Source organism: Polynucleobacter sp. JS-JIR-II-b4 (assembly GCF_018687815.1).
Classification (GTDB): domain Bacteria; phylum Pseudomonadota; class Gammaproteobacteria; order Burkholderiales; family Burkholderiaceae; genus Polynucleobacter.
In genome coordinates this window covers 84,914-107,894 of the sequence record NZ_CP061306.1, presented here as the reverse complement: position 1 = coordinate 107,894, position 22,981 = coordinate 84,914, and the positions used below count along the sequence as shown (strand labels likewise).

27 protein-coding genes and 1 pseudogene are annotated in these 22,981 nt (G+C 46.0%); 3 read left to right on the top strand and 25 right to left on the bottom strand.

Annotation, left to right across the window (positions count from 1 at the left end):
* Positions 1 to 17: 17 nt before the first annotated feature.
* The 7 genes from tatB to hisI all read right to left on the bottom strand — a co-directional run bounded on the left by tatB (position 18) and on the right by hisI (position 2,721).
* Entirely contained in the window at positions 18 to 494 is a 477-nt protein-coding gene (tatB, locus tag ICV90_RS00650; protein WP_215358868.1) for a Sec-independent protein translocase protein TatB, read from the bottom strand.
* Between the two features lie 57 nt (positions 495 to 551).
* Positions 552 to 773 carry a Sec-independent protein translocase subunit TatA gene (gene tatA, locus ICV90_RS00645; protein ID WP_215358867.1) on the bottom strand — a complete coding sequence of 74 codons (222 nt, stop codon included), beginning with the start codon at positions 771 to 773 and terminating at the stop codon, positions 552 to 554.
* Positions 774 to 789: 16 nt separating this feature from the next.
* Positions 790 to 1,146, bottom strand: coding sequence for a histidine triad nucleotide-binding protein (locus tag ICV90_RS00640; RefSeq protein WP_215358866.1), 357 nt, complete (start codon positions 1,144 to 1,146; stop codon positions 790 to 792).
* A 24-nt stretch (positions 1,147 to 1,170) separates the two neighbouring features.
* Entirely contained in the window at positions 1,171 to 1,572 is a 402-nt protein-coding gene (locus ICV90_RS00635) for a phosphoribosyl-ATP diphosphatase (protein WP_215358865.1), read from the bottom strand.
* Between the two features lie 17 nt (positions 1,573 to 1,589).
* Entirely contained in the window at positions 1,590 to 1,976 is a 387-nt protein-coding gene (locus ICV90_RS00630) for a type II toxin-antitoxin system VapC family toxin (RefSeq protein ID WP_251367747.1), read from the bottom strand.
* Between the two features lie 8 nt (positions 1,977 to 1,984).
* Complete coding sequence (locus ICV90_RS00625; RefSeq protein WP_215360272.1) at positions 1,985 to 2,245, bottom strand: antitoxin; 261 nt, start codon at positions 2,243 to 2,245, stop codon at positions 1,985 to 1,987.
* Positions 2,246 to 2,331: 86 nt separating this feature from the next.
* On the bottom strand, positions 2,332 to 2,721 hold the full coding sequence (hisI, locus tag ICV90_RS00620) for a phosphoribosyl-AMP cyclohydrolase (protein ID WP_215358864.1): 390 nt from the start codon (positions 2,719 to 2,721) through the stop codon (positions 2,332 to 2,334).
* Between the two features lie 134 nt (positions 2,722 to 2,855).
* Between hisI and ICV90_RS00615 the strand changes: the two genes are divergently transcribed.
* Entirely contained in the window at positions 2,856 to 2,981 is a 126-nt protein-coding gene (locus tag ICV90_RS00615) for a type II toxin-antitoxin system HicA family toxin (protein ID WP_215358863.1), read from the top strand.
* A 68-nt stretch (positions 2,982 to 3,049) separates the two neighbouring features.
* On the top strand, positions 3,050 to 3,442 hold the full coding sequence (locus ICV90_RS00610; RefSeq protein ID WP_215360270.1) for a type II toxin-antitoxin system HicB family antitoxin: 393 nt from the start codon (positions 3,050 to 3,052) through the stop codon (positions 3,440 to 3,442).
* Between the two features lie 9 nt (positions 3,443 to 3,451).
* On the opposite strand, the gene hisF is transcribed toward ICV90_RS00610, so the two are convergent.
* The 4 genes from hisF to hisB are packed head-to-tail and all read right to left on the bottom strand — an operon-like array spanning position 3,452 to position 6,285.
* Positions 3,452 to 4,210, bottom strand: a complete 759-nt coding sequence (gene hisF / locus ICV90_RS00605; protein ID WP_215358862.1) for an imidazole glycerol phosphate synthase subunit HisF — start codon at positions 4,208 to 4,210, stop codon at positions 3,452 to 3,454.
* A complete protein-coding gene (hisA, locus tag ICV90_RS00600; RefSeq protein ID WP_215358861.1) occupies positions 4,210 to 4,971 on the bottom strand; it encodes a 1-(5-phosphoribosyl)-5-[(5-phosphoribosylamino)methylideneamino]imidazole-4-carboxamide isomerase in 762 nt (253 codons plus the stop codon). Before hisA ends, hisF begins: the two co-directional genes overlap by 1 nt.
* Positions 4,972 to 4,989: 18 nt before the next feature.
* Entirely contained in the window at positions 4,990 to 5,646 is a 657-nt protein-coding gene (gene hisH / locus ICV90_RS00595; RefSeq protein WP_215358860.1) for an imidazole glycerol phosphate synthase subunit HisH, read from the bottom strand.
* 51 nt (positions 5,647 to 5,697) lie between these two features.
* Positions 5,698 to 6,285 (bottom strand): imidazoleglycerol-phosphate dehydratase HisB, encoded by a 588-nt coding sequence (gene hisB / locus ICV90_RS00590; protein WP_215321305.1) that lies wholly within the window; start codon positions 6,283 to 6,285, stop codon positions 5,698 to 5,700.
* A 116-nt stretch (positions 6,286 to 6,401) separates the two neighbouring features.
* Between hisB and hisC the strand changes: the two genes are divergently transcribed.
* Complete coding sequence (gene hisC, locus ICV90_RS00585; RefSeq protein WP_215358859.1) at positions 6,402 to 7,469, top strand: histidinol-phosphate transaminase; 1,068 nt, start codon at positions 6,402 to 6,404, stop codon at positions 7,467 to 7,469.
* Between the two features lie 35 nt (positions 7,470 to 7,504).
* Here hisC and hisD read toward each other — a convergent pair whose 3' ends face one another.
* From hisD to ICV90_RS00515, 14 genes and pseudogenes are all read right to left on the bottom strand, one after another.
* Entirely contained in the window at positions 7,505 to 8,827 is a 1,323-nt protein-coding gene (hisD, locus tag ICV90_RS00580) for a histidinol dehydrogenase (protein WP_215358858.1), read from the bottom strand.
* A gap of 27 nt (positions 8,828 to 8,854) precedes the next feature.
* On the bottom strand, positions 8,855 to 9,481 hold the full coding sequence (gene hisG / locus ICV90_RS00575; RefSeq protein ID WP_215358857.1) for an ATP phosphoribosyltransferase: 627 nt from the start codon (positions 9,479 to 9,481) through the stop codon (positions 8,855 to 8,857).
* Between the two features lie 20 nt (positions 9,482 to 9,501).
* Complete coding sequence (murA, locus tag ICV90_RS00570) at positions 9,502 to 10,776, bottom strand: UDP-N-acetylglucosamine 1-carboxyvinyltransferase (RefSeq protein WP_215358856.1); 1,275 nt, start codon at positions 10,774 to 10,776, stop codon at positions 9,502 to 9,504.
* A gap of 55 nt (positions 10,777 to 10,831) precedes the next feature.
* A complete protein-coding gene (locus ICV90_RS00565) occupies positions 10,832 to 11,080 on the bottom strand; it encodes a BolA family protein (RefSeq protein ID WP_215358855.1) in 249 nt (82 codons plus the stop codon).
* A 33-nt stretch (positions 11,081 to 11,113) separates the two neighbouring features.
* Positions 11,114 to 11,902, bottom strand: coding sequence for an ABC transporter permease (locus ICV90_RS00560; protein ID WP_215358854.1), 789 nt, complete (start codon positions 11,900 to 11,902; stop codon positions 11,114 to 11,116).
* A 65-nt stretch (positions 11,903 to 11,967) separates the two neighbouring features.
* Positions 11,968 to 12,651, bottom strand: a pseudogene (locus ICV90_RS00555) (ABC transporter ATP-binding protein); the annotation flags it as partial.
* Between the two features lie 5 nt (positions 12,652 to 12,656).
* Positions 12,657 to 12,914: a lipid asymmetry maintenance protein MlaB gene (locus ICV90_RS00550; protein ID WP_215358853.1), complete on the bottom strand. Its 258-nt coding sequence runs from the start codon at positions 12,912 to 12,914 to the stop codon at positions 12,657 to 12,659.
* A gap of 18 nt (positions 12,915 to 12,932) precedes the next feature.
* Positions 12,933 to 13,574 (bottom strand): phospholipid-binding protein MlaC, encoded by a 642-nt coding sequence (locus tag ICV90_RS00545; protein ID WP_215358852.1) that lies wholly within the window; start codon positions 13,572 to 13,574, stop codon positions 12,933 to 12,935.
* A 69-nt stretch (positions 13,575 to 13,643) separates the two neighbouring features.
* The gene (locus tag ICV90_RS00540) at positions 13,644 to 14,396 is read right to left on the bottom strand and encodes a VacJ family lipoprotein (protein ID WP_251367746.1); all 753 of its coding nucleotides are present in this window, start codon (positions 14,394 to 14,396) and stop codon (positions 13,644 to 13,646) included.
* Positions 14,393 to 14,875, bottom strand: coding sequence for an outer membrane lipid asymmetry maintenance protein MlaD (gene mlaD, locus ICV90_RS00535; protein WP_215321296.1), 483 nt, complete (start codon positions 14,873 to 14,875; stop codon positions 14,393 to 14,395). The genes ICV90_RS00540 and mlaD overlap by 4 nt, the downstream gene beginning before the upstream one ends.
* Before the next feature lie 21 nt (positions 14,876 to 14,896).
* On the bottom strand, positions 14,897 to 15,685 hold the full coding sequence (gene mlaE, locus ICV90_RS00530) for a lipid asymmetry maintenance ABC transporter permease subunit MlaE (RefSeq protein ID WP_215358851.1): 789 nt from the start codon (positions 15,683 to 15,685) through the stop codon (positions 14,897 to 14,899).
* A complete protein-coding gene (locus ICV90_RS00525) occupies positions 15,682 to 16,536 on the bottom strand; it encodes an ABC transporter ATP-binding protein (protein ID WP_215358850.1) in 855 nt (284 codons plus the stop codon). Before ICV90_RS00525 ends, mlaE begins: the two co-directional genes overlap by 4 nt.
* A gap of 10 nt (positions 16,537 to 16,546) precedes the next feature.
* Positions 16,547 to 18,010, bottom strand: coding sequence for a glutamate synthase subunit beta (locus ICV90_RS00520; protein ID WP_215358849.1), 1,464 nt, complete (start codon positions 18,008 to 18,010; stop codon positions 16,547 to 16,549).
* Between the two features lie 47 nt (positions 18,011 to 18,057).
* Positions 18,058 to 22,803, bottom strand: coding sequence for a glutamate synthase-related protein (locus tag ICV90_RS00515; RefSeq protein WP_215358848.1), 4,746 nt, complete (start codon positions 22,801 to 22,803; stop codon positions 18,058 to 18,060).
* Positions 22,804 to 22,981: the final 178 nt, after the last annotated feature.

Genomic DNA, 22,981 nt, shown 5'->3' with positions numbered 1-22,981 from the left:
GCTTTTTACTATTATTTTTATTTGCCAGCGCTGTGATGAAAGCGCTTCATCCTAGCAGCACCAGATTGCACTCGAGTACGAATTCCTGCAGAACGTTTGAACCAAAGCGGCCTTGCAGCACGACGCACACCCCAGCTATTGCGCCCTTGGCGCTTAGTTTTGCGCAGCACTTCTTTTTCATCTAAGGCCGGCTTATCAAACCTAGTTTCAAAAATATCCGCTTGATCGCTTAAGTTAGCGCCAGCCTCTTGAACTGTAGAGCCGATACTATTTTCAACTTCTTTGAGAGTGGCGGCAGTTTCTTCTCGAAACTTTTTAAATTCTTCCACTTCCATTTGACGACTTACTTCAGACTTGACGTCCGCCATATAGCGCTGCGCACGCCCAAACAAATTACCAGCCATGCGAGCTACCTTAGGCAGGCGCTCTGGTCCAACCACCACCAGAGCAACTACAGCAATGAGCGCAAGCTTTGAAACTCCGAGATCAATCATTTAACGCAGTTATTTAAATGCAGCATGAGTTTCTATCGCGCTTTATTTATTTACTAGTTATTTGTTAATGTCTTTAGCCTGAACATCAACCGTCTTTTCTGCTGTTGCAGAACTTTGTTGAATCTGCTCTTTAGGCTCTTCAGCAGCTTTCATGCCATCTTTAAAACCTTTTACAGCGCCACCCAAATCTTGTCCGATATTGCGCAATTTTTTGGTACCGAATACCAACATCACGATAACCAAAACAATCAACCAATGCCAAATGCTAAATGAACCCATTTTTAATCTCCTTGGATTATTTTTTCCAGGGGCGGGGACCGCCCATCACATGTAAATGCAAGTGATAAACCTCCTGCCCACCATCCGCACCATTGTTTACCATCAATCTAAAGCCGCCATCCTTACCAGGACGGCAGCCTTGCTCTTTGGCAAGACGCGGTGCTAACTCCATCATTCTACCCAGCAAAGGCGCATCTACGCTTTCCGCCGACTCCAGCATAGGGATATGCTTTTTAGGAATCATCAGAAAATGGATTGGCGCAGCCGGGTTGATATCTTTAAAAGCATAGATTTCCTCGTCCTCATACACCTTCTGGGAAGGAATCAAACCTTGAGAAATCTTACAAAACAGGCAATTAGGATCGTGTGACATACTTTTTCTCGTATTTATCCGTACTTACTCTTTACCAACTGCTTTTCTCGCGGCCTTCTCTTCAATGCCAGAAGTACCCAAGCGACGATCAAGCTCGGCAATGACATCTTCCGGGCGTAGGTTAAATTGAGACAAAGCAATCAAGCAGTGAAACCACAAATCGGCCATTTCGCCCACCAAGAGCTTTTGCTGATCAGCCGCCAAATTAGAGTTGCGCGCATCTTTTGCCGCCATCACAGCCTCAGTCGCTTCTTCGCCAATCTTTTTCAAGATCCCGTCATCACCCTTTGAAAAGAGTAAAGCGGTATAAGAAGTTTTTGGATCTGTTTGGCCCGCCTTAAATGCATCACGACGTTGATCAACTACATCGGCTAAATGGATTAATCCAGATTCAATTTTTTTGTCTGAATTCAGTATTTTGTTCATTAATATATTTTTTCAGACTATACAGTCCAATCCTCTACCTGTAGCTTCTGAATCCTTTTAAAAGCTTGGTCATTTGTTACTAAAATTGCCCCGAGCTGAGAAGCATGTGCTGCAATTTGCATGTCAAGAGGGCCTAGTAAATTTCCATTACTCTCTAATTGAGCCCTTAAAACACCATAATGCTCCGCTACATCAGTATCCCAAACCAAAACATCCACTCGCTTTAAAAACTCTTGTACAACCAAATGTAAGTTCCTTGCATTTGGCTTTTTTGCCAAACCATAGAGAATTTCACCTTCAGATATAACTGACAAGCATAGTCTTTCCATAGGAACACTGGCGATTTTTCTGCTTACTACTGGGTTTTTCTTAATCAGGCTGCTGATGGTATTGGTATCGAGCATATATCTCATCAGTCATTGACTCCAGCAAAAGGATCTCGATCTTGCGAACCTTGATTTCGATCTTTAGGGCTTAAGAAATCCAAAGGAACATCCGCGCTCGCAAGCGCCAAGAAAAAACTATCCCAGTTTTCAGGTCTTCTGGAAAGAATTAAATCACCTGTATTAGCATCGCGCCGAATAAAAACCTCTTTTTCCTCGAAACGAAATGCCGCAGGCAAGCGTATGGCCTGGCTGCGTCCATTCATAAAGATTTTTGCTATTAGGCTCATCATCCTAGCTCCTTGGTATATATCAAAGTATATACCATTCTAAACTAGAGCAAACTGAAAATAAAGCCCCAAAATAATGTCTTGGGTCAGGTTTTACTGATTTTGATCCAACTTGAGCTTACAGAATCCCATTGCCTAAAGAAGCAACTATGCTCACCCGTATGACAAGCAATCCCATCTTTTTGCTCAACCATCAGCAAAATCGTATCCCCATCACAATCCAAGCGAATTTCTTTTACTTTCTGGGTATGCCCAGATTCTTCGCCCTTGTGCCATAGCTTTTGTCTAGAACGAGTCCAGTAGACAGCCTCACCCAAGCGGATGGTTTCCAAAAGAGCATCGCGATTCATCCAGGCCATCATCAAGATATCCTTGCTGCCAATTTCTTGGACGATTACTGGAACCAATCCTTGGTCATTCCAAGTCACCGCTTCTAGGAGAGCCTGGTCTAGTGAGTTTTTATTTGTATCTGACATTTATCCAATTTTGACAGAATTATTAAGGGCTACCCAAATAAGAATCGCCTTCGGCTTACTGCAACAGCCCATCCCACCTTCTGGACAATAACCCTTTTTGTGTGTTTGATGTGTATAAAATTTATAATGCGTAGATGAATAGCAAAGAACTCATCAAGACATTAGAAAAAGATGGCTGGGTATTGCGGGGCTCAAAAGGCTCTCATCATGTTTTTAACCATCCCCGCAAGGCTGGACACATTACCGTTCCATACCCTTAAAAAGATCTGGGCATTGGATTGGTGCAAAAGATACTGAAACAAACAGAAATTAAATAGAGGGGTCAATGATGAAATATCCAATTGCTATTGAACCAGGTGGAGATAAGTTGGCATGGAGCGTCATCGTTCCTGATATGCCAGGCTGTTTCTCGGCTGCTGACAGCGGTATTGACGAGGCTATTGAAAATGCCAAAGAAGCGATTGGGCTTTGGATTGAAACCGCCCTAGATGCGGGCGAAGATATACCCAAGCCCAGCTCCATTACCGATCTACAGAAGAAGAAAGTGTTCAAGGGATTTATCTGGGCAATTGCCGAGATAAATCCATCTTTGCTATCAGACGATATTGAAAGAGTAAATATCTCTTTACCAAAAAGAGTATTGGCAAGATTAGATGCCAAAGCTAAATCCGCTGGTGAAAATCGCTCTGCTTTTATCGCGCATATGGCGATTAGCGCTTAAGAACCCTAACTAAATCCGAACCGGAATTCCTTGGGCTGCCATATATTCTTTTGCCTGCCCAACGGTGTAATCACCATAGTGAAAAATGCTAGCTGCCAATACTGCATCTGCATGGCCCTTAGTAATACCATCGACTAAATGCTGCAAATTACCAACGCCGCCAGAGGCAATCACGGGAACAGAAACCGCGTCGCTTACTGCAGCAGTTAAAGCCAAGTCAAAGCCATCTTTGCTGCCATCGCGGTTCATGCTAGTTAATAGAATCTCGCCTGCACCACGTTTAGCCACCTCAGTAGCCCATGTGACTACATCCATTCCGGTCGCAGTTCTACCACCATGGGTGAACACTTCCCAATTACCCGCTTCAGTTTGCTTAGCATCAATCGCCACCACAATACATTGGGAGCCGTAATAAGCAGCAGCATCCGAAACTAAATCAGGATTGGCTACCGCGGAAGAATTCATGCTCACTTTATCTGCACCCGCATTGAGCAAGCGACGCACATCAGCAACCGCACGAACACCGCCACCAACAGTCAAGGGAATAAATACTTGTGAAGCAACATCTTCAATGATGTGCAAAATGAGATCGCGCCCATCAGAGGTCGCAGTAATATCTAAGAATGTCAGCTCATCGGCGCCTTGGGTATCATACCGTTTAGCGATTTCTACAGGATCGCCTGCATCACGCAAGCCTACAAAGTTCACACCCTTAACAACGCGCCCTGCAGTGACATCAAGACAGGGAATAATTCGCTTAGTTAACACTAGATGATTTTCTTTGCGTACTTGAGGGTTAACTCATCGGCATATTTTTGAGCGGCTGCAAGATCAAGGTCGCCAGCGTAGATTGAGCGTCCCGCAATCACACCCATGACACCCTCTTCTTCAGCTTTACAAAGCGCTTCAATATCTTGATTGTTAGAGAGGCCGCCACTGGCAATGACCGGGATACGAATGGCTTGAGCCAGCTTGATTGTGGCTTCGATGTTGACGCCCTTGAGCATGCCATCCCGTCCAATATCGGTATAGATAATGGCCTCTACGCCCCAATCTTCAAACTTCTTGGCAAGATCAATCACTTCATGACCGGTAATCTTGCTCCAACCATCAGTCGCTACTTTGCCATCACGTGCATCAAGACCAACCATCACATGACCAGGAAATGCTGTGCAAGCATCTTGCACAAAGCCAGGATTCTTCACGGCTGCTGTACCAATGATGACAGTGCTAATACCGTCATCTAATAAACGTTCAATGGTTTCAAGATCACGAATCCCACCACCGAGTTGGACAGGGATTTCATTGCCAACTGCTTTAAGAATCGATTTAATCGCAGACTCATTTTTGAGCTTGCCAGCAAATGCGCCATTGAGATCTACCAAATGCAAACGTCTAGCACCTTTGCTAATCCAATGCGCTGCCATTGCGCCAGGGTCCTCTGAAAATACCGTGGCTTTATCCATATCACCTTGTTCGAGTCGAACACAGTGGCCGTCTTTAAGATCAATTGCGGGAATCAGCAGCATAGCGAATGGATAGGAATATTAAGGTTGCCAAGAAACAAAATTTTGATAAAGCTTTAAACCGTATTCTGCACTTTTTTCTGGATGAAATTGAGTTGCAAAAATATTATCTCGCGCCACCGCAGATGTAAACCAATCGCCATATTCAGTAGAGCCGGCTGTATCTTCATTGCGCTGCGGTACAACATAATAGCTATGCACAAAATAAAAGCTTGTTAAATCAGGTATGCCATTCCAAAGGGGGTGGTTTCGGTCTTGACGCACCTGGTTCCAGCCCATATGAGGGACTTTATAGGAAGATCCATCTGGCTGCTTTTTACCAGCCAACTCAAAACGACGTACCTCCCCAGGAATCAAGCCCAGGCAAGGTGTCCATTGCTCGGTAGCGCGTACCTCTGCACTTCTATCAAACAGCATTTGTTCGCCTACACAGACCCCTAAAAGCGGCTTGCTCTTGGAAGCCTCCAGTAAGGCATCTAACAATCCAGATTCTTCTAGATGCTTCATGCAATCTGGCATAGCACCTTGACCGGGCAAAACGACGCGATCTGCAGAGTGGATCTCTTCTGGCTGATGAGCAATCAATACATTGTCATCAGGCGCAACATGATGAAATGCTTGATATACGGAACGGAGATTACCCATTCCATAGTCGACGATCGCAATGGTTTGCGCCAAAATTTACCTGTTGTCTACTGTTGTCTTCTGAGCAACCGTGGGGAGTCTAGATTAAAGACTTCCTTTAGTTGAAGGAATGGCGCCTGAAGCACGTGGATCAACCGCCAAGGCCATACGCAAAGCGCGACCAAAAGCCTTGAACACAGTTTCAATTTGGTGATGCGCATTAATACCGCGCAAATTATCGATGTGCAAAGTGACTCCAGCGTGGTTCACAAAACCACGGAAGAACTCAATGCTGAGATCGACGTCAAAATCGCCTACGCGTGCACGAGTAAATGGAACGTTGAATTCCAAACCTGGACGGCCAGAGAAATCAATCACAACGCGAGAAAGGGTCTCATCAAGAGGTACATAGGAGTGACCGTAACGAGTAATGCCCGCTTTATCACCCACTGCTTTAGCAAAGGCCTGACCAAGGGTGATTCCCACATCCTCAACGGTGTGGTGGTCATCAATATGAGTATCGCCATTAGCAACCACCTTGAGGTCAATCATGCCGTGACGGGCAATCTGATCGAGCATGTGGTCTAGAAAAGGAACCCCGGAGGCTAGCTCAGCCTTACCGGTTCCATCTAAGTTGATGGAAATCTGAATTTTGGTTTCCGAAGTGTTTCGGGTGACGTCGGCTTGCCGCATGCTTCATTGCGCCGCGAGGCGAAGTGTTGATTGAAGCCTCATAATATCATTCCTAGAAGAGATTTAAATATCGATATCGCTGCACTTTTATCCCGATTTTTGACCTGAGAACCCTCATGAGCCGTTTTTGGAGCCCCGTTGTTCAAACCCTAACCCCCTATGTTCCGGGGGAACAACCGCAAATGCAGCGGCTGGTAAAACTCAATACCAACGAGAGTCCCTATGGCCCATCGCCCAAAGCGCTTGCTGCTATTGAAGGTCAAAATACTGCGGATTTACGCCTTTATCCGGATCCAGAAGGCGCAGCCTTAAAACAAGCCATCGCTCAATTGCATGGCTTAGATGCAAATCAAGTCTTTGTAGGCAATGGCTCTGATGAAGTATTGGCACATGTCTTTGCTGGTTTACTCAAGCAAAGTAAGCCAGTGCATTTTCCAGACATTACCTATAGCTTCTATCCCGTCTACTGCAAACTTTTTGGAATTAATGCCCAAATAGTCCCCCTGGACGAAAATTTTGAGATAAAAACTGCTGACTACCAAACTCCTAACGGCGGAATTATTTTCCCTAACCCCAATGCTCCTACCGGTAGATCGATTCCCCGTTCAGAAATTGAAGCGCTGCTCTTACGCAACAAAGATTCAGTAGTTGTCATTGATGAAGCTTACGTAGATTACGGAACTGAATCTTGCATTCCCCTATTGCGTGGCGCCAACTGTCCAGAAAACTTACTAGTGGTTCACACACTTTCCAAATCACGTGCTCTAGCTGGTCTGCGCGTCGGCTTTGCGGTTGGTCATCCAGCCTTAATTGAGGGCTTGGAACGAGTCAAGAATAGTTTTAACTCCTATCCCTTAGGACGTCTTGCTCAAGCTGGTGCGATTGCAGCCATTGAAGATCAAGCGCATTTGGAAGCAAGCTCAGCTAAGGTGATTCAAACTCGCACAAAGTTAATTGAGCAACTCGATGCTTTGGGATTTGCAACCCTGCCTTCGACTGCAAACTTTATTTTCACGCGCCATCCACAGCATGCTGGAGCAAAGCTATATCAAGCCTTGCGGGATCGCGGGATCATCGTGCGTCATTTCAAATCACCACGCATAGAAGAGTTCTTGCGCATTACGATTGGCACAGATGAACAAAGCAACGAACTTGTCGCGGCTTTAAAAGAAATCCTGAATTAATTTTTTTAAGAAGCAAGCGCAGGTAGATTGCGCTCTTACCTCTTCAAGCGCATCTCAGCTGCACGTGCATGAGCTTGTAAGCCCTCACCATGAGCTAGCGTGCTCGCTACTGCACCCAAGGTTTGAGCACCAGCCTCACTCACCTCAATCATGCTTGAGCGCTTGATGAAGTCATACACACCCAATGGTGACGAGAATCGCGCAGTACGTGCTGTCGGTAAAACGTGATTGGGACCGGCGCAATAATCACCCAATGATTCACTGGTGTAGTTACCCATAAAGATGGCGCCCGCATGACGAATTTGGTCCGCCCACTTGCGAGGATCGACAGCACAAATCTCTAAGTGCTCAGCAGCAATCGCATTAGCGATCTCACAGGCCTCAGACATATCTTTTACCTGAATTAACAAAGCGCGATTTGTGAGTGAAGCCTCAATCACTTTTGCTCTGGGCATTTCTGGAAGAAGCTTGTTGATGCTTGCTTGAACTTGCTCAATATATTGAGCATCTGGACACATCAAGATCGATTGCGCCTGCTCATCATGCTCGGCCTGGGAGAACAAATCCATTGCAACCCAATCCGGATTACTAGAGCCATCACAGAGCACCAGGATCTCAGAAGGGCCAGCAATCATATCGATGCCCACAATGCCAAAGACTCTGCGCTTGGCTGCCGCTACATAGGCATTGCCAGGTCCAACAATCTTATCAACTGAAGGAATGGTTTTAGTGCCATAGGCTAAAGCGCCAACTGCCTGAGCGCCACCGATCGTAAAGACGCGATCTACACCAGCAAGATAAGCCGCCGCCAAAACTAAAGGATTGCGCGCACCATCAGGAGTAGGCACCACCATGATCACTTCGGCAACACCTGCTACCTTTGCAGGAATAGCATTCATCAATACGGATGAGGGATAAGCAGCTTTGCCGCCTGGCACATAAATACCAACACGATCTAATGGAGTTACTTTTTGACCGAGACGTGTTCCATCTTTCTCTTCGTACTCCCAAGAGTGGCAACCCGCTTCAATCTTTTGCTTCTCGTGATAAGTGCGCACTCTTTGAGCAGCAATATCAAGAGCATTTTTTTGTTCAGTAGATAAGGAGCTGTAAGCCTGCTCTAAATCTTTTCGAGGAATCTCTAAATCAGAAACGCTGGCCACATTCAAGCGATCAAACTGTTTTGTAAAACCTAGAACCGCTTCGTCACCCTTGTCTTTAACGGCTGCCAAAATCTTCACTACTGCAGCATCTATCGCCTCATCATCAGCAGACGGTAAGGACAAACTGGACAACAGAACTTCTCTGAAACCAGCATCCCTGCTGTTAAGGCGCTTAACGTTAATTTGTGAAGACATTGATTGGACTTTTTTCTCTAGCTGCTATTACTTCAGCAACTCAAAAATAGGCTGTAGTTGAGCTCGCTTGCGCTTGTATGAAGCTTGATTGACGACTAGGCGTGCGCTAATATCGGCAATCGGCTCAACTTCAACCAAGCCATTCGCTTTGAGCGTATTGCCAGTAGATACCAAATCCACGATAGCGTCAGCTAAGCCCACCAAGGGAGCGAGCTCCATCGAACCGTACAGTTGAATCGTATCGATGTGCACACCTTTATTGGCAAAGTGTTCACGCGCACAATTGACGTACTTCGTTGCAACTTTTAAACGGGAACCTTGTTTTACTGCAGCCGCGTAGTCAAATCCTTCGCGAACCGCCACAGACATCCGGCACTTTGCAATATTCAAGTCGTAAGGAACGTACAAACCATCGCTCCCTTTTTCCATCAATACATCCAATCCGGCAACACCAAAATCAGCGCCGCCAAATTGCACATAAGTAGGCACATCTGAGGCGCGAACAATAATCAGGCGGACATCTGGATTAGAAGTCTCAATAATGAGTTTGCGTGACTTCTCAGGATCCTCCAGCGGCACTATGCCGACCTTGGATAAGATCTCTGCAGTTTCTTCGAAGATGCGCCCTTTGGAGAGGGCTAAAGTCAATTTCATGGACTAATTATCCATCAGCCTTACTTCACGCGCTCAATATTGGCGCCTAAGAGAGTTAACTTCTGCTCCATGCGGTCATAGCCACGATCTAAGTGGTAAATCCGGTCTACCTGGGTTTCGCCCTGGGCAGCCAATCCAGCAATCACTAAACTAGCTGAGGCTCGTAAATCGGTAGCCATCACAATCGCACCAGAGAGCTTTTCCACTCCCTGAGCAATCGCAGTATTTCCTTCAATAGCGATGTCCGCACCCAAACGATTGAGCTCTTGAACGTGCATAAAGCGATTCTCAAAAATCGTTTCTGTAATCGTTGAGCTGCCAGATGCGATCGCATTGACTGTCATGAGCTGCGCTTGCATGTCTGTCGGGAAAGCGGGGTATTCAGAAGTACGGAAGTTGACTGCTTTAGGACGACCCTGCATGGAAGCCTTAATCCAGTCAGGGCCAATCTCCATTTGTAGGCCGGCCTCTTTTAACTTAACAATCACAGCATCTAGGGTGTCTGGGCGGCAGTGCTTGACTGTAATTTCCCCACCAGTGGCTGCAACCGCACATAAGAATGTGCCCGCTTCAATGCGATCCGGGATAACCGAATGCTCAGCACCGTGAAGTTTTTCTACTCCCTCAATCACTAACCGATCACTACCAATGCCTGAAATCTTCGCACCCATCTTCACTAGCAACTCAGCTAAATCACCAACCTCAGGTTCACGTGCAGCATTTTCTAAGATGGTTTTACCCGACGCCAAAGTAGCAGCCATCAATAAATTCTCAGTACCAGTTACGGTAATCATGTCAGTCAAGATGGAGGCGCCCTTTAGGCGATCTGACTGTGGCTTAGTTTCAGCTTGAATATAGCCGCTCTTAATTTTGATGCTGGCGCCCATCGCCTTCAAACCTTTGATGTGCTGATCCACTGGTCGTGCACCAATAGCGCAACCACCGGGTAATGACACCTTGGCACTATGCATTCTGGCCAACAGTGGGCCAAGCACCAAGATGGAAGCGCGCATCGTCTTCACCATCTCATAAGTAGCTTCTGAGCTTTTAATAACCGCCGCATTCAAGACCATATGACTGTGATCATCAGCGTTCGGGAAGTCAACCGTTACGCCAATTTCTTGTAAAAGCTTGAGCATGGTGCGCACGTCTTGCAAATCAGGAACATTGCGCAATACGACTGGCTGATCAGTTAAGAGACAAGCACACAGAATGGGCAATGCGGCATTTTTAGCGCCGGCAATCACTACCTCTCCATTGAGAGGAGTACCGCCAACCATTCGTAATTTATCCATGAAGCGATTCCAGTAAATACTTAGTCATTAATGTGTAGTGAGTGATGCTGCGTTTTTATGCTGCTGAATTTTGTGCAAATTCTTCAGGTGTAAATGCCTTAATAGATAAAGCATGTACTTCTGCCTTCATGCGATCACCCATTGCGCCGTATACCAATTGATGGCGCTGTACCAAACGCTTACCTTCAAACTCGGGGCTCACGATGGTTGCAAAAAAGTGCTGGCCATCACCCTCAACCTGAATGTGGGTACAGGCTAGCCCTTGCTTGATATAGCCCTCAATCTGTTCTGGGGTGGGGAGCATTTCTTTTCCTAATTAAACTCAAGTTTTCAATAATTAATAACGGAGCTTATAGCCCTTTTGTAATAGGCGTAAAGCAATGACTGACACAAGCACAAAGAAGCAGAACACAATCACTAAACTGCTCCAAGGGGAGTTATCTGAAACCCCAAAAAAGCCGTAACGGAAGCCATCAATCATGTAAAAGAACGGATTGAAGTGCGACACTACTTGCCACGCTGGCGGTAAAGAGTGAATAGAGTAAAAGACGCCTGACAACATCGTTGCGGGCATGATGATGAAGTTCTGAAAAGCGGCTAGCTGGTCATATTTATCAGCCCAGATACCAGCTATCAAGCCAAGACTTCCTAAAATTGCTGCACCCAAAAAAGCAAACGCCAAAATCCACAATGGATACTCCAAGGTGGGCGTTGCAAACCAGATGGTAATTAACAGTACGCCAAGCCCCACAACAATTCCTCGAAATACTGCAGCCAAAATATAAGCAGAGTAAAACTCGAAATGACTTAGGGGAGCCAATAAAACAAATACTAAGTTGCCGGTGACTTTAGATTGAATCAAAGAAGATGAGGTATTTGCAAAAGCATTTTGCAAGACACTCATCATCACAAGACCAGGAATTAAAAAGGCCGTATAACTTAAGCGTCCATAAACTTCCCTGCCCTCAAGAACATGGCCAAAGATCATGAGGTAGAGCACCGCCGTAAGCACCGGTGCTGCCACCGTCTGGAAAGCTACTTTATAAAAGCGCTTTACCTCTTTAAACAAAAGGGTAGGAAAGCCGCTGCCGTACTCTAGAGCAGGTCGATTGAGGCCATGTTTCATTGCGCACTCCCCGACATGATGTTCACGAAGACTTCTTCTAAGTCCGTTTTACCTTCACCATCTTTTTTGACAGATCCGTAACGACTTAATAAATTGGCAGTGGTATCTAGAGCCACAATCTTGCCTTGTTTGAGCATGGCAATGCGTTGACACAAAGCTTCCGCCTCTTCCAGATAGTGGGTAGTCAGAACAATCGTATGGCCATCTTGATTCAATCGACTAATAAATTGCCACAAGGATTGGCGTAACTCAACATCCACGCCAGCAGTCGGTTCGTCCAAAATAATGACCGGCGGTCTATGAACTAAAGCCTGAGCAACCAGTACTCTACGCTTCATTCCACCAGACAAGGAGCGCATATTGCTATCTGCTTTGGAGGTGAGATCAAGATTGGCCATAATCTCATCAATCCACGCATCGTTATTTTTAATCCCGAAATAACCGGATTGAAAACGTAAAGTTTCACGTACAGTAAAAAAAGGATCAAAGACCAACTCTTGAGGAACCACACCCAGCATCCGGCGTGCCTCACGAAACCCTTTTTGAACATCAGCACCCATAATGGCCGCATGACCATGGCTAGGCCTTACTAGTCCAGCCAATATAGAAATCAAGGTAGTTTTGCCGGCACCATTCGGGCCCAACAAACCGAAAAACTCCCCTGGCGCAATGCTCAATGAAACATCATCTAAAGCCTGAAGCGCTCCGTATTGCTTGGATATATTTTGGATGGAAATTGCAGGATGCATCGCCATTACAAACCTAGCAATGTAGAAACACCATAAACACCTGCCAAAACCTTGAGCTTTGCTGGTGCATGCTCCACTGAAATGGATTGCCCATCAGCCATCAGCTTTTTTTGCCATGCCAATAAAACGGTGAGCACGGTGGAGTCAAAATCTTTTAACTGTGAGCAGTCTATTGAACGCAAGCTTGGGCTATTTAATAGACCCTCTTTCTGTAATAGCAAAGCATTTTCTTGCGTTACTTTTTTTGGCAAAAGAAAGGGCATGGTATCTGTGCTTAACAATTAATTGGCTGGTTTAGCGCTAGCCAATTGCTTATTACGGTCCTGCAAAAACTTCACCAAGCCTTCAATGCCGTTTTGACTAATTTGATTAGAGAACTGATTGCGGTAAGCCTCAACCAACCAGACGCCCATGATGTTCATGTCGTACACCTTCCAACCATTGGCCGTTTTCTCAAGGCGGTAATCTAAAGGTACTGGGTCGCCACGTCCAAGCACTACGGTTTTAACAACTACCTCTTTGTCATCCGGTGCGGCACGTAGAGCTTTGAATTGCACAGTTTGATCGCGTAGCTGACTCAAAGCCCCCGAGTATGTGCGAATGAGCAAATTCTTGAACTCGGAAGTCAATTGAGCCTGTTGCTCAGGAGTTGCCTTTTTCCAATTAGGGCCCATCGCCATTTCTGTAGTGCGACGCATGTCGGTATATGGAACAATTTTCTTCTCAACTAAATCCACAACCTTAGGAATATTGCCTTTTTGGATATCGGGATCAGACTTGACCGTTGTCATTACGTCAGTAACGACCATTTTAATAAGGGCGTCTGGGGGTGTTGATTGATCAGGGGTTTGTGCAAAAACAGTACTGGCCGCAAACATCAAGCCAGCAAAAATGAAACTGGAGATTCTTTTAAAGCTTTTCATATTCCCACCCACTGTCTTTATATTAATTGAGACTGATTCTAATCGCTTCAAACTGCATTACTGGATTGCTTATTGGTATGGATTCTCATAAACCGGCATCTGAGGCTCTTCATCATCCCTACCCTCATTGATTTGATAAGCGCGCCTCTGAATATACGCATCACGCATAAAGCTGTACTTATCAATTGCAGCGCCATCTAATAAATCACCAGCCTCATAGTAGGTATTACGTGCGTTCACTACACGCAAACCAGTAATACTATTTCGCAGACCAATGTCCTTCACGAAGCTAAATAAATAGTCTGACTCCAAATCTGCCACCGTACCAAAGGTATCGCGCACATTACTTGGGCCAAAGAAAGGTAAGACCACATAAGGTCCAGAGGGTACACCCCAAACACCCAATGTTTGACCCCAATCTTCCTTATGCTTTTCCAGTCCACCGGGAGTTGCAAGATCGATAAGCCCACCGAGCCCCATAGTGGTATTGACCACTACCCGCATGAAGTCATTAAGGGCATAGTCTGGCTTACCTTGTAACAAGTTAAATAGGGCGGTGTAAATGTCGTTGTAATTACTAAAGAAGTTATAAACTCCTTCGCGTACAAATTCAGGCAATACAAATCGATAACCCGCAACCACTGGCTTTAACAGATAAGCATCTAGGCCTTCGTTAAATTCAAACACTGAACGGTTAAATGGCTCCCAAGGATCCTGAGGAGAGCGCTCTACGCCAGCAGGAATGGATGCGCAGCCAACGAAGGAGGCAATCAAACTTAGCAAGACTGCCATCTTGACTTTGCGCATAAGGAACAACATCATTTTGCTGCGCCCTTTTCTTGGCCGCTATCTGCTGCTTTGTTGTAAAGGAACTGGCTGATCAAATTTTCTAAAACAATGGCTGATTGTGTCTGCGCAATCTTTTCGCCGTTGGTCAACATATCATCTGAGCCGCCCGCCTCAAGACCAATGTATTGCTCGCCTAATAAACCAGATGTCAAAATCTTTGCGGAAGAGTCCTTCGGAAACTTATAGGAATCTTCAATAGTCATCACCACAGTTGCTTGATAAGTTTTGTCATCGAAAGAAATATTGGCAATTCTGCCAACCACTACACCCGCACTTTTCACTGGTGCGCGAGGTTTGAGGCCGCCGATATTGTCAAAGCGTGCGGAAATTTTGTATGTTGGCGCGAATGACACTGCATTCATATTGCCAACCTTCAGTGCGAGAAATAGAGCTGCTAGTAAACCAATAGCAACAAAAATTCCTACCCAGACATCAATTGCACTTTTTCTCATAAGAGCCCCAGTTTATTCTTTCTAATTTGAGAACATCATCGCGGTTAGCAAGAAATCTAATGCCAAAACCGATAAAGAAGAGATCACTACGGTACGAGTAGTGGCTTGCGAAACACCTTCAGGTGTAGGTTTGGATTCATAACCCTGATAGAGGGCAATAAAAGTAACTGCCACGCCAAACACCATGCTTTTAATTAAGCCATTACCAATATCCGAAAACAGATCAACTCCGCCTTGCATCTGCGACCAAAAGGCGCCTGAGTCGACCCCAATCAAAGGCACGCCAACTAGGTAGCCCCCCAAAACGCCGACTGCCGTAAAAATAGTTGCCAAGATTGGCATAGAAATAATGCCAGCCCAAAGTCGTGGCGCAATCACGCGACCCAGGGGATCGACTGCCATCATTTCCATGGCAGTTAATTGTTCACCAGCCTTCATGAGGCCAATCTCCGCAGTTAAGGAAGTGCCAGCCCTACCGGCAAACAATAAAGCGGTAATTACAGGGCCCAACTCACGAGTTAAAGAGAGGGCAACCAATAGCCCAAGCGCTTGCTCCGAACCATAACGATTTAAGGTGTAGTAACCCTGCAAACCTAAAACGAATCCAACAAATAATCCTGAGACTGCAATGATCACAAAAGAATGATTACCAACAAACAAAATTTGATCAATTACTAAACGAGGTCTTTTGAGCAAGAATCCAGAACGTGCGATCACTGCCGCAAACATACGAGCAGCCAAACCCAGACTACTTAAGTTGCGACCTACAAAGAATCCAAGATCGCCAAACAGGTTCAGAAGTGTGGTCATAAGGCGCCCACTCCAAAATCTTCTTCCAAGCTTTTTCCTGGGTAATGAAAAGGCACAGGGCCATCTGGCGCTGCATCTAAAAATTGTCTAACAAAGGGATCAGTTGAACGACTCAATTCCTCGGGAGTTCCTTCTGCGCCAATGCGGCCATTCGCTATGAAATACACATAATCAGCAATGGCAAAAGTCTCTTCAACATCGTGCGTAACCAATAAACTCGTAGCTCCCAGGGCGTTATTCAGATCACGAATTAAGCGTGCTGTAATGCCAAGAGAGATTGGATCCAGGCCAGCAAATGGCTCGTCGTACATGATGAGGGGTGGATCTAAAGCAATGGCTCTAGCGAGGGCAACACGCCTTGCCATGCCACCAGAAATTTGCGAAGGCATTAAGTCTCTCGCACCGCGCAAACCCACTGCATTCAACTTCATGAGCACTAAGGAGTGCAAGAGTTCTTCACTGAGATCTGTATGTTCGCGAAGTGGAAAAGCAACGTTTTCAAAAACACTGAGGTCAGTGAACAGTGCGCCGAACTGAAAAAGCATACCCATGCGACGACGAGCAGCCATCAACTCAGCACCATTCATCTTGCCAATGTCTTGACCTTCAAATAGAACTTGACCTGATTGAGCATTAAATTGCCCACCGATCAAACGCAGAATGGTGGTCTTGCCACAGCCGGAGCCGCCCATCACAGCCACTACCTGGCCACGTCGAAACTCCATATTGAGACCCGACAGAATCTGCCGCTCACCTGGAGCATAGGAAAAGTTGACGTCTTTAATGGAGACGACAACTTCACCTGCAGATTGCTTACTTACATCCAATGAGTTTGGCTGGCTGCTGTTCATATCCCCGCTATTATCGGGGTAAAACAGATGACCCCATTAAATACTGGTCTACTGCCTGGGCGCATTGACGACCCTCACGAATTGCCCAAACCACCAAAGACTGTCCGCGACGCATATCGCCAGCAGCAAATACCTTAGGAACGTTGGTTTGGTAGGCATTTTGACCATCTACAGTTGCTTTTGCATTGCCACGAGCATCTTTCTCAACACCAAACGCATTTAATACCTGCTGAACTGGAGATACAAAACCCATTGCCAAGAGCACTAAATCTGCCTTGATCTCGAATTCTGAGTTTGGCACTTCTGCCATCTTGCCGTCTTTCCATTCCAGACGAACACCAATCAACTTCTCTACTTTGCCGTTTTTACCTTCAAAACGCTTCGTTCCAACAGACCAGTCACGATCACAACCCTCTTCATGCGAGGAAGATGTACGTAATTTTGTTGGCCAATATGGCCAAACCAAGGGCGTGTTCTCAACTTCTGGAGGTTGAGGGAGCAATTCAAACTGAGTAATCTTGGTTGCGCCGTGACGATTTGATGTTCCAACACAATCTGAACCTGTGTCACCACCACCAATAACAACTACATGCTTATCGGTTGCACGAATTTCATTTTTAAAGTCGCCAGCATTTTCCTTGTTTTGTGGAATCAAAAATTCCAACGCATAGTGCACGCCAGCCAACTCACGACCTGGAACCGGCAAATCACGTGGCTGCTCTGCACCACCAGTGATCACTACCGCATCAAAGTCTTTCATCAACTGCTCAGGAGAAACTGTTTTAGTGGAGTAATTTTTTACTTCAACACCAATCTCTTCTTTGCCAACAAAAACGCCTGTCTCAAACTTCACGCCTTCGGCCTGCATCTGCTCAACACGGCGATCAATCAACCACTTTTCCATTTTGAAATCAGGAATACCGTAACGCAGTAAGCCGCCAACACGATCATTCTTTTCAAATACAGTGACGTCATGACCAACGCGCGCCAATTGCTGTGCAGCCGCCATACCCGCTGGGCCACCACCAACAACCGCCACTTTCTTGCCTGTCTTGGTCTTGGATGGCTGAGGCTTAACCCAACCACTTTCCCAGCCTTTATCAATAATGGCGTGCTCAATAGACTTGATGCCAACCGCAGTGCTATTGATCCCCAAAGTACAAGCTGCCTCGCAAGGCGCTGGGCAAATACGGCCAGTAAATTCTGGGAAGTTATTGGTTGATTGCAAAACATCTAATGCATTCTTCCAATCGTTCTGAAATACCAAGTCATTGAAATCAGGAATGATGTTATTCACTGGGCAGCCGTTATTACAAAATGGGATGCCGCAATCCATACAACGTGCGCCTTGAATCTTCGCCTCTTCATCGGTTAATGCCGCCACAAACTCTTTGTAATGATGGAGGCGTTTAACCGGTGCTTCGTACGTCTCACCGACGCGCTCAAACTCCATAAATCCAGTGACCTTACCCATATCGAATCCTTAGTATCTTTTCTTAATGTCTTTATTAATTAAGTGGCTTATGCCGCAACAGTTTTGTTCTGAGCTTTTTCCCACAATTCACCAAGAGCACGCTTGTACTCAGTAGGGAGAACCTTCACAAAACGACCACGAGCATTTTCCCAATCAGCCAAGAGCGCTTTAGCACGCTCAGAGCCGGTGTGACGGAAATGACGCTCAATCAAGCCCTTCAAAATTTGCTCATCAGTCAAGCGCTCGCCACCATCTTTTACATCGATAGGAGCATGCCATTCGGACTTCGGCATCTTAGCGATCTGCTCAGCAGAAGGCAGCACTTTTACTAGCGTTGCCATGCTGGTGTTACAACGCTTATCGAACAAGCCATCCTCGTCGTAAACGTAAGCAATGCCACCACTCATGCCTGCAGCAAAGTTACGGCCTGTCGCGCCTAATACAACCACTGTTCCACCAGTCATGTACTCACAACCGTGGTCGCCAGTACCCTCAACAACCGTTGTAGCGCCAGAGTTACGAACTGCGAAACGCTCACCAGCTACGCCATTAAAGAAGGCTTCGCCAGCAATTGCCCCATAAAGAACGGTATTGCCAACAATGATGTTCTTAGCGGTATCGCCACGGAACTCGTGAGGAGCACGAACAATCACGCGCCCGCCTGACAAGCCCTTACCAACGTAGTCATTGCCGTCGCCAACTAAGTCTAATGTGATGCCGCGTGACAAGAAGGCTGCAAAACTTTGACCAGCTGTGCCATTCAATTGAATGTGAATCGTGTCATCCGGCAAACCTGCGTGCCCATAGCGCTGCGCAACTTCTCCAGAGAGCATAGCGCCTACGGTACGGTTCACGTTCTTCACCGGAACAATGAAGGAAACCTTCTCGCCACGCTCTAATGCAGGCTCACTCTTCTCGATCAAGATGTTGTCAAGCGCACTAGCTAGGCCATGATCTTGAGTTAACACTTGGTAACGTGGAACTTCAGCAGCAACTTGTGGTTCAGCAAATATCTTGCTGAAATCCAAGCCATGCACTTTCCAGTTTTCAATGCCCTTACGGGTATCCAACAAATCAACGCGACCAATTAAGTCATCAAACTTACGAATACCAAGTTGCGCCATGATCTCGCGAGCTTCCTCGGCAATAAAGAAGAAGAAATTCACCACATGCTCAGGTTTGCCTGAGAATTTCTTACGCAATTCTGGATCTTGAGTAGCTACACCAACTGGGCAGGTATTCAGATGACACTTACGCATCATGATGCAACCCTCAACTACTAATGGAGCAGTCGCAAAACCAAATTCATCCGCACCCAACAAAGCGCCGATCACTACGTCACGGCCTGTTTTCATCTGACCATCAGCCTGAACACGGATACGGCTACGCAGACCATTGAGAACCAATGTTTGCTGTGTTTCAGCTAAGCCGAGTTCCCATGGAGAGCCAGCGTGCTTGATTGAAGAAAGTGGAGATGCACCAGTTCCGCCATCATGACCAGCGATCACAACGTGGTCTGCTTTCGCTTTTGCCACACCAGCAGCAATAGTTCCAACACCCACTTCAGATACCAGCTTGACAGAAACGTCAGCCTTTGGATTAACGTTCTTCAAGTCATGAATCAATTGAGCAATATCCTCAATCGAATAAATATCATGGTGCGGAGGAGGAGAAATCAAACCAACACCCGGCACAGAGAAACGTAACTTACCGATGTAATCGGATACTTTTCCACCAGGCAACTGACCACCTTCACCAGGCTTAGCGCCTTGGGCCATTTTGATCTGAATCTGATCGGCAGAACGTAAGTACTCTGTAGTCACGCCAAAACGACCAGAAGCAACCTGCTTAATTTTGGAGCGCAATGAGTCGCCATCCAATAATGGAATATTGGCCTCAACCACATCGCCACCCAAGATGCTAGCTAAAGTCTCGCCCTTCTTGATTGGGATACCTTTGAGTTCATTCACATAACGATTTGGATCTTCGCCACCTTCACCAGTATTGGACTTACCGCCGATACGGTTCATAGCAATAGCCAAAGTAGCATGTGCTTCTGTAGAGATAGAACCTAAGGACATCGCGCCCGTTGCAAAACGTTTAACGATTTCTTTTGCAGACTCCACTTCATCCAATGGAATCGCTTTTGCTGGGTCGAGCTTGAATTCAAACAAACCACGCAAAGTCATTTGACGCTTGGTTTGATCATTGATGATATTGGCGTACTCTTTATAAGTCTGATAACCCTTCTCAGCACCAATACGTGTGGAGTGCTGCAACTTCGCAATCGTGTCTGGAGTCCACATATGATTCTCACCACGAATACGGAAAGCATACTCGCCACCAGCATCAAGCATATTGGTTAAAACTGGATCGTTACCAAATGCAGCTGTGTGCATACGTAAAGCTTCTTCAGCCACCTCAAATACGCCGATACCACCCACGTTTGATGGGGTGCCTTTGAAGTACTGATCAATGATGTCGTGATTTAAGCCTATCGCTTCAAAAATCTGTGAACCGGTATAGGACATGTAAGTGGAGATGCCCATTTTGGACATGACCTTTTGTAGACCCTTACCGACTGCTTTTACAAAGTTCTTCACAGCTTTTTCTGCAGATAAGTCTCCAGACAATCCTTTAGCCATTTCAGCTAAAGTTTCCATGGCGAGGTATGGATGAATGGCTTCTGCACCATAACCAGCCAAGAGTGCAAAGTGATGAGTCTCACGTGCGCTGCCAGTTTCAACCACTAAGCCAACGCTGGTACGCAAACCTTTTTGCACCAAATGCTGATGAATAGCAGAAGTTGCCAGCAAAGCCGGAATGGCGACATGCTTCTCATCAACTTGACGATCGCTCACGATCAAAATGTTGTAGCCAGAACGTACGGCATCTGCAGCCTCAGCACACAAAGATGCCAAGCGAGCCTCAATGCCAGCTTTGCCCCATGACGCTGGATAGCAAATATCCAATTCGTAAGAGCGGAACTTGCCGTTAGTGTAGTGACCAATGTGACGAATCTTGGTGATGTCATCAAAATCCAAAATTGGCTGACTCACTTCTAGACGCATTGGAGGGTTGATGTTATTGGTATCTAATAAATTAGGCTTAGGCCCAATGAAAGAAACTAAAGACATCACCATATTCTCGCGAATCGAATCGATTGGAGGATTGGTCACCTGCGCAAATAATTGCTTGAAGTAGTTATAGAGAGGCTTGTCCTTATTAGAAAGAACTGCCAATGGGCTGTCATTACCCATTGAACCAATAGCCTCTTCACCATTCATGGCCATTGGAGCCATCAAGAATTTAATGTCTTCTTGCGTATAACCAAATGCCTGTTGACGATCTAATAATTTAGCTGCTGGACGAATAGTCGTTTTCTCGTCAATTAAGTCTGCCTTGCTGGCATCAACCTCATCTAACTTCACACGAACCGCATCGATCCAGCTCTTATATGGCTTGGCCTTAGAAACAGCATTCTTCAGCTCAACGTCGTCAATGATGCGGCCTTGCTCCATGTCGATCATGAACATCTTGCCTGGCTGCAAACGCCATTTTTGAACAATCTTGCTTTCAGGAATTGGCAACACACCAGCTTCAGAACCCATGATGACCAAGTCATCGTCGGTTACGTAATAACGTGCTGGACGCAAACCATTGCGGTCCAAGGTTGCGCCAATTTGACGACCATCAGTAAATGCCATCGCCGCAGGTCCATCCCATGGCTCCATCATTGCTGCGTGATATTCGTAGAAAGCGCGGCGATTGTCATCCATCAATGCATGCTGTTCCCATGCCTCAGGAATCATCATCATCATGGCTTGAGCTAATGGGTAGCCAGACATCACCAGCAACTCTAAGCAGTTATCAAAACACGCAGTGTCTGACTGGCCTGGGTAAATCAATGGCCAGAGTTTTTGCAAATCATCGCCAAGCACTGGGGAGCTAATCGCGCCCTCACGTGCATTGACCCAATTGACGTTACCTTTAACAGTGTTGATCTCACCGTTGTGGGCAATCATGCGATACGGATGCGCCAATTCCCATGCAGGGAAAGTATTAGTAGAGAAACGTTGATGCACTAAAGCAAGCGCGGATACAGTGCGCTTATCTTGCAAGTCTTGGTAATAAGCGCCGACTTGATTCGCTAACAGCAAACCCTTGTAAACAATGGTTCTAGCGGACATTGATGCAACGAAATATTCTTTACCGTGCTTCAAATGCAAATCTTGAATTGCGTGACTTGCTGTTTTGCGAATCACATACAACTTACGCTCGAGCGCATCGGTTGTCATGATGTCGCGGCCACGGCCAATAAAAATTTGACGGATAAATGGCTCTGTCATTTGCACAGTTGGAGACATCGGCAATTTCACATCTACCGGAACATCTCTCCAACCTAAAACAACTTGGCCCTCTAAGCGCACAGTGCGCTCTAATTCTTGTTCGCATGCTAAACGGGAAGCATGCTCTTTCGGCAAGAAAATCATGCCAACGCCATACTCACCTAATGGTGGCAAAGTCACGTCTTGCTTAGCCATTTCTTCGCGATACAAAGTATCCGGAATCTGAATCAAGATACCGGCGCCATCGCCCATTAACGGATCAGCACCAACTGCTCCCCGGTGATCTAAATTCTCAAGGATCTGTAAACCCTGAGAAACGATCTCATGAGATTTCTTACCTTTGATATGTGCAACGAATCCTACGCCGCAAGCGTCATGCTCATTACTAGGGTCATATAAACCTTGAGCGATAGGGCGAAGATCTGTATTTAATTTTGTAGTCATAGTATTTCCGAGGGGCGACAAAGGCCTAATTACTTTTGGAGGATCCAATATAGGTGAATACCCACACCGATGCAATAGAAATAAAATGAGTCTGTCCCATTTATTTAGATGTCGCACCAATATGAATTCTATATATGGGGACAGAGTCGGAATACTCAATACCCTATTTGAAGTACAG

What these genes read in the sequence shown, in the direction of transcription:
- tatB (WP_215358868.1), bottom strand. Translation starts at nt 494, where the DNA reads ATGATTGATCTCGGAGTTTCAAAGCTTGCGCTCATTGCTGTAGTTGCT.
- tatA (WP_215358867.1), bottom strand. Translation starts at nt 773, where the DNA reads ATGGGTTCATTTAGCATTTGGCATTGGTTGATTGTTTTGGTTATCGTG.
- ICV90_RS00640 (WP_215358866.1), bottom strand. Translation starts at nt 1,146, where the DNA reads ATGTCACACGATCCTAATTGCCTGTTTTGTAAGATTTCTCAAGGTTTG.
- ICV90_RS00635 (WP_215358865.1), bottom strand. Translation starts at nt 1,572, where the DNA reads ATGAACAAAATACTGAATTCAGACAAAAAAATTGAATCTGGATTAATC.
- ICV90_RS00630 (WP_251367747.1), bottom strand. Translation starts at nt 1,976, where the DNA reads ATGCTCGATACCAATACCATCAGCAGCCTGATTAAGAAAAACCCAGTA.
- ICV90_RS00625 (WP_215360272.1), bottom strand. Translation starts at nt 2,245, where the DNA reads ATGAGCCTAATAGCAAAAATCTTTATGAATGGACGCAGCCAGGCCATA.
- hisI (WP_215358864.1), bottom strand. Translation starts at nt 2,721, where the DNA reads ATGTCAGATACAAATAAAAACTCACTAGACCAGGCTCTCCTAGAAGCG.
- ICV90_RS00615 (WP_215358863.1), top strand. Translation starts at nt 2,856, where the DNA reads ATGAATAGCAAAGAACTCATCAAGACATTAGAAAAAGATGGCTGGGTA.
- ICV90_RS00610 (WP_215360270.1), top strand. Translation starts at nt 3,050, where the DNA reads ATGAAATATCCAATTGCTATTGAACCAGGTGGAGATAAGTTGGCATGG.
- hisA (WP_215358861.1), bottom strand. Translation starts at nt 4,971, where the DNA reads ATGCTGCTGATTCCCGCAATTGATCTTAAAGACGGCCACTGTGTTCGA.
- hisB (WP_215321305.1), bottom strand. Translation starts at nt 6,285, where the DNA reads ATGCGGCAAGCCGACGTCACCCGAAACACTTCGGAAACCAAAATTCAG.
- hisC (WP_215358859.1), top strand. Translation starts at nt 6,402, where the DNA reads ATGAGCCGTTTTTGGAGCCCCGTTGTTCAAACCCTAACCCCCTATGTT.
- hisD (WP_215358858.1), bottom strand. Translation starts at nt 8,827, where the DNA reads ATGTCTTCACAAATTAACGTTAAGCGCCTTAACAGCAGGGATGCTGGT.
- hisG (WP_215358857.1), bottom strand. Translation starts at nt 9,481, where the DNA reads ATGAAATTGACTTTAGCCCTCTCCAAAGGGCGCATCTTCGAAGAAACT.
- murA (WP_215358856.1), bottom strand. Translation starts at nt 10,776, where the DNA reads ATGGATAAATTACGAATGGTTGGCGGTACTCCTCTCAATGGAGAGGTA.
- ICV90_RS00565 (WP_215358855.1), bottom strand. Translation starts at nt 11,080, where the DNA reads ATGCTCCCCACCCCAGAACAGATTGAGGGCTATATCAAGCAAGGGCTA.
- ICV90_RS00560 (WP_215358854.1), bottom strand. Translation starts at nt 11,902, where the DNA reads ATGAAACATGGCCTCAATCGACCTGCTCTAGAGTACGGCAGCGGCTTT.
- ICV90_RS00550 (WP_215358853.1), bottom strand. Translation starts at nt 12,914, where the DNA reads ATGCCCTTTCTTTTGCCAAAAAAAGTAACGCAAGAAAATGCTTTGCTA.
- ICV90_RS00545 (WP_215358852.1), bottom strand. Translation starts at nt 13,574, where the DNA reads ATGAAAAGCTTTAAAAGAATCTCCAGTTTCATTTTTGCTGGCTTGATG.
- ICV90_RS00540 (WP_251367746.1), bottom strand. Translation starts at nt 14,396, where the DNA reads ATGATGTTGTTCCTTATGCGCAAAGTCAAGATGGCAGTCTTGCTAAGT.
- mlaD (WP_215321296.1), bottom strand. Translation starts at nt 14,875, where the DNA reads ATGAGAAAAAGTGCAATTGATGTCTGGGTAGGAATTTTTGTTGCTATT.
- mlaE (WP_215358851.1), bottom strand. Translation starts at nt 15,685, where the DNA reads ATGACCACACTTCTGAACCTGTTTGGCGATCTTGGATTCTTTGTAGGT.
- ICV90_RS00525 (WP_215358850.1), bottom strand. Translation starts at nt 16,536, where the DNA reads ATGAACAGCAGCCAGCCAAACTCATTGGATGTAAGTAAGCAATCTGCA.
- ICV90_RS00520 (WP_215358849.1), bottom strand. Translation starts at nt 18,010, where the DNA reads ATGGGTAAGGTCACTGGATTTATGGAGTTTGAGCGCGTCGGTGAGACG.
- ICV90_RS00515 (WP_215358848.1), bottom strand. Translation starts at nt 22,803, where the DNA reads ATGACTACAAAATTAAATACAGATCTTCGCCCTATCGCTCAAGGTTTA.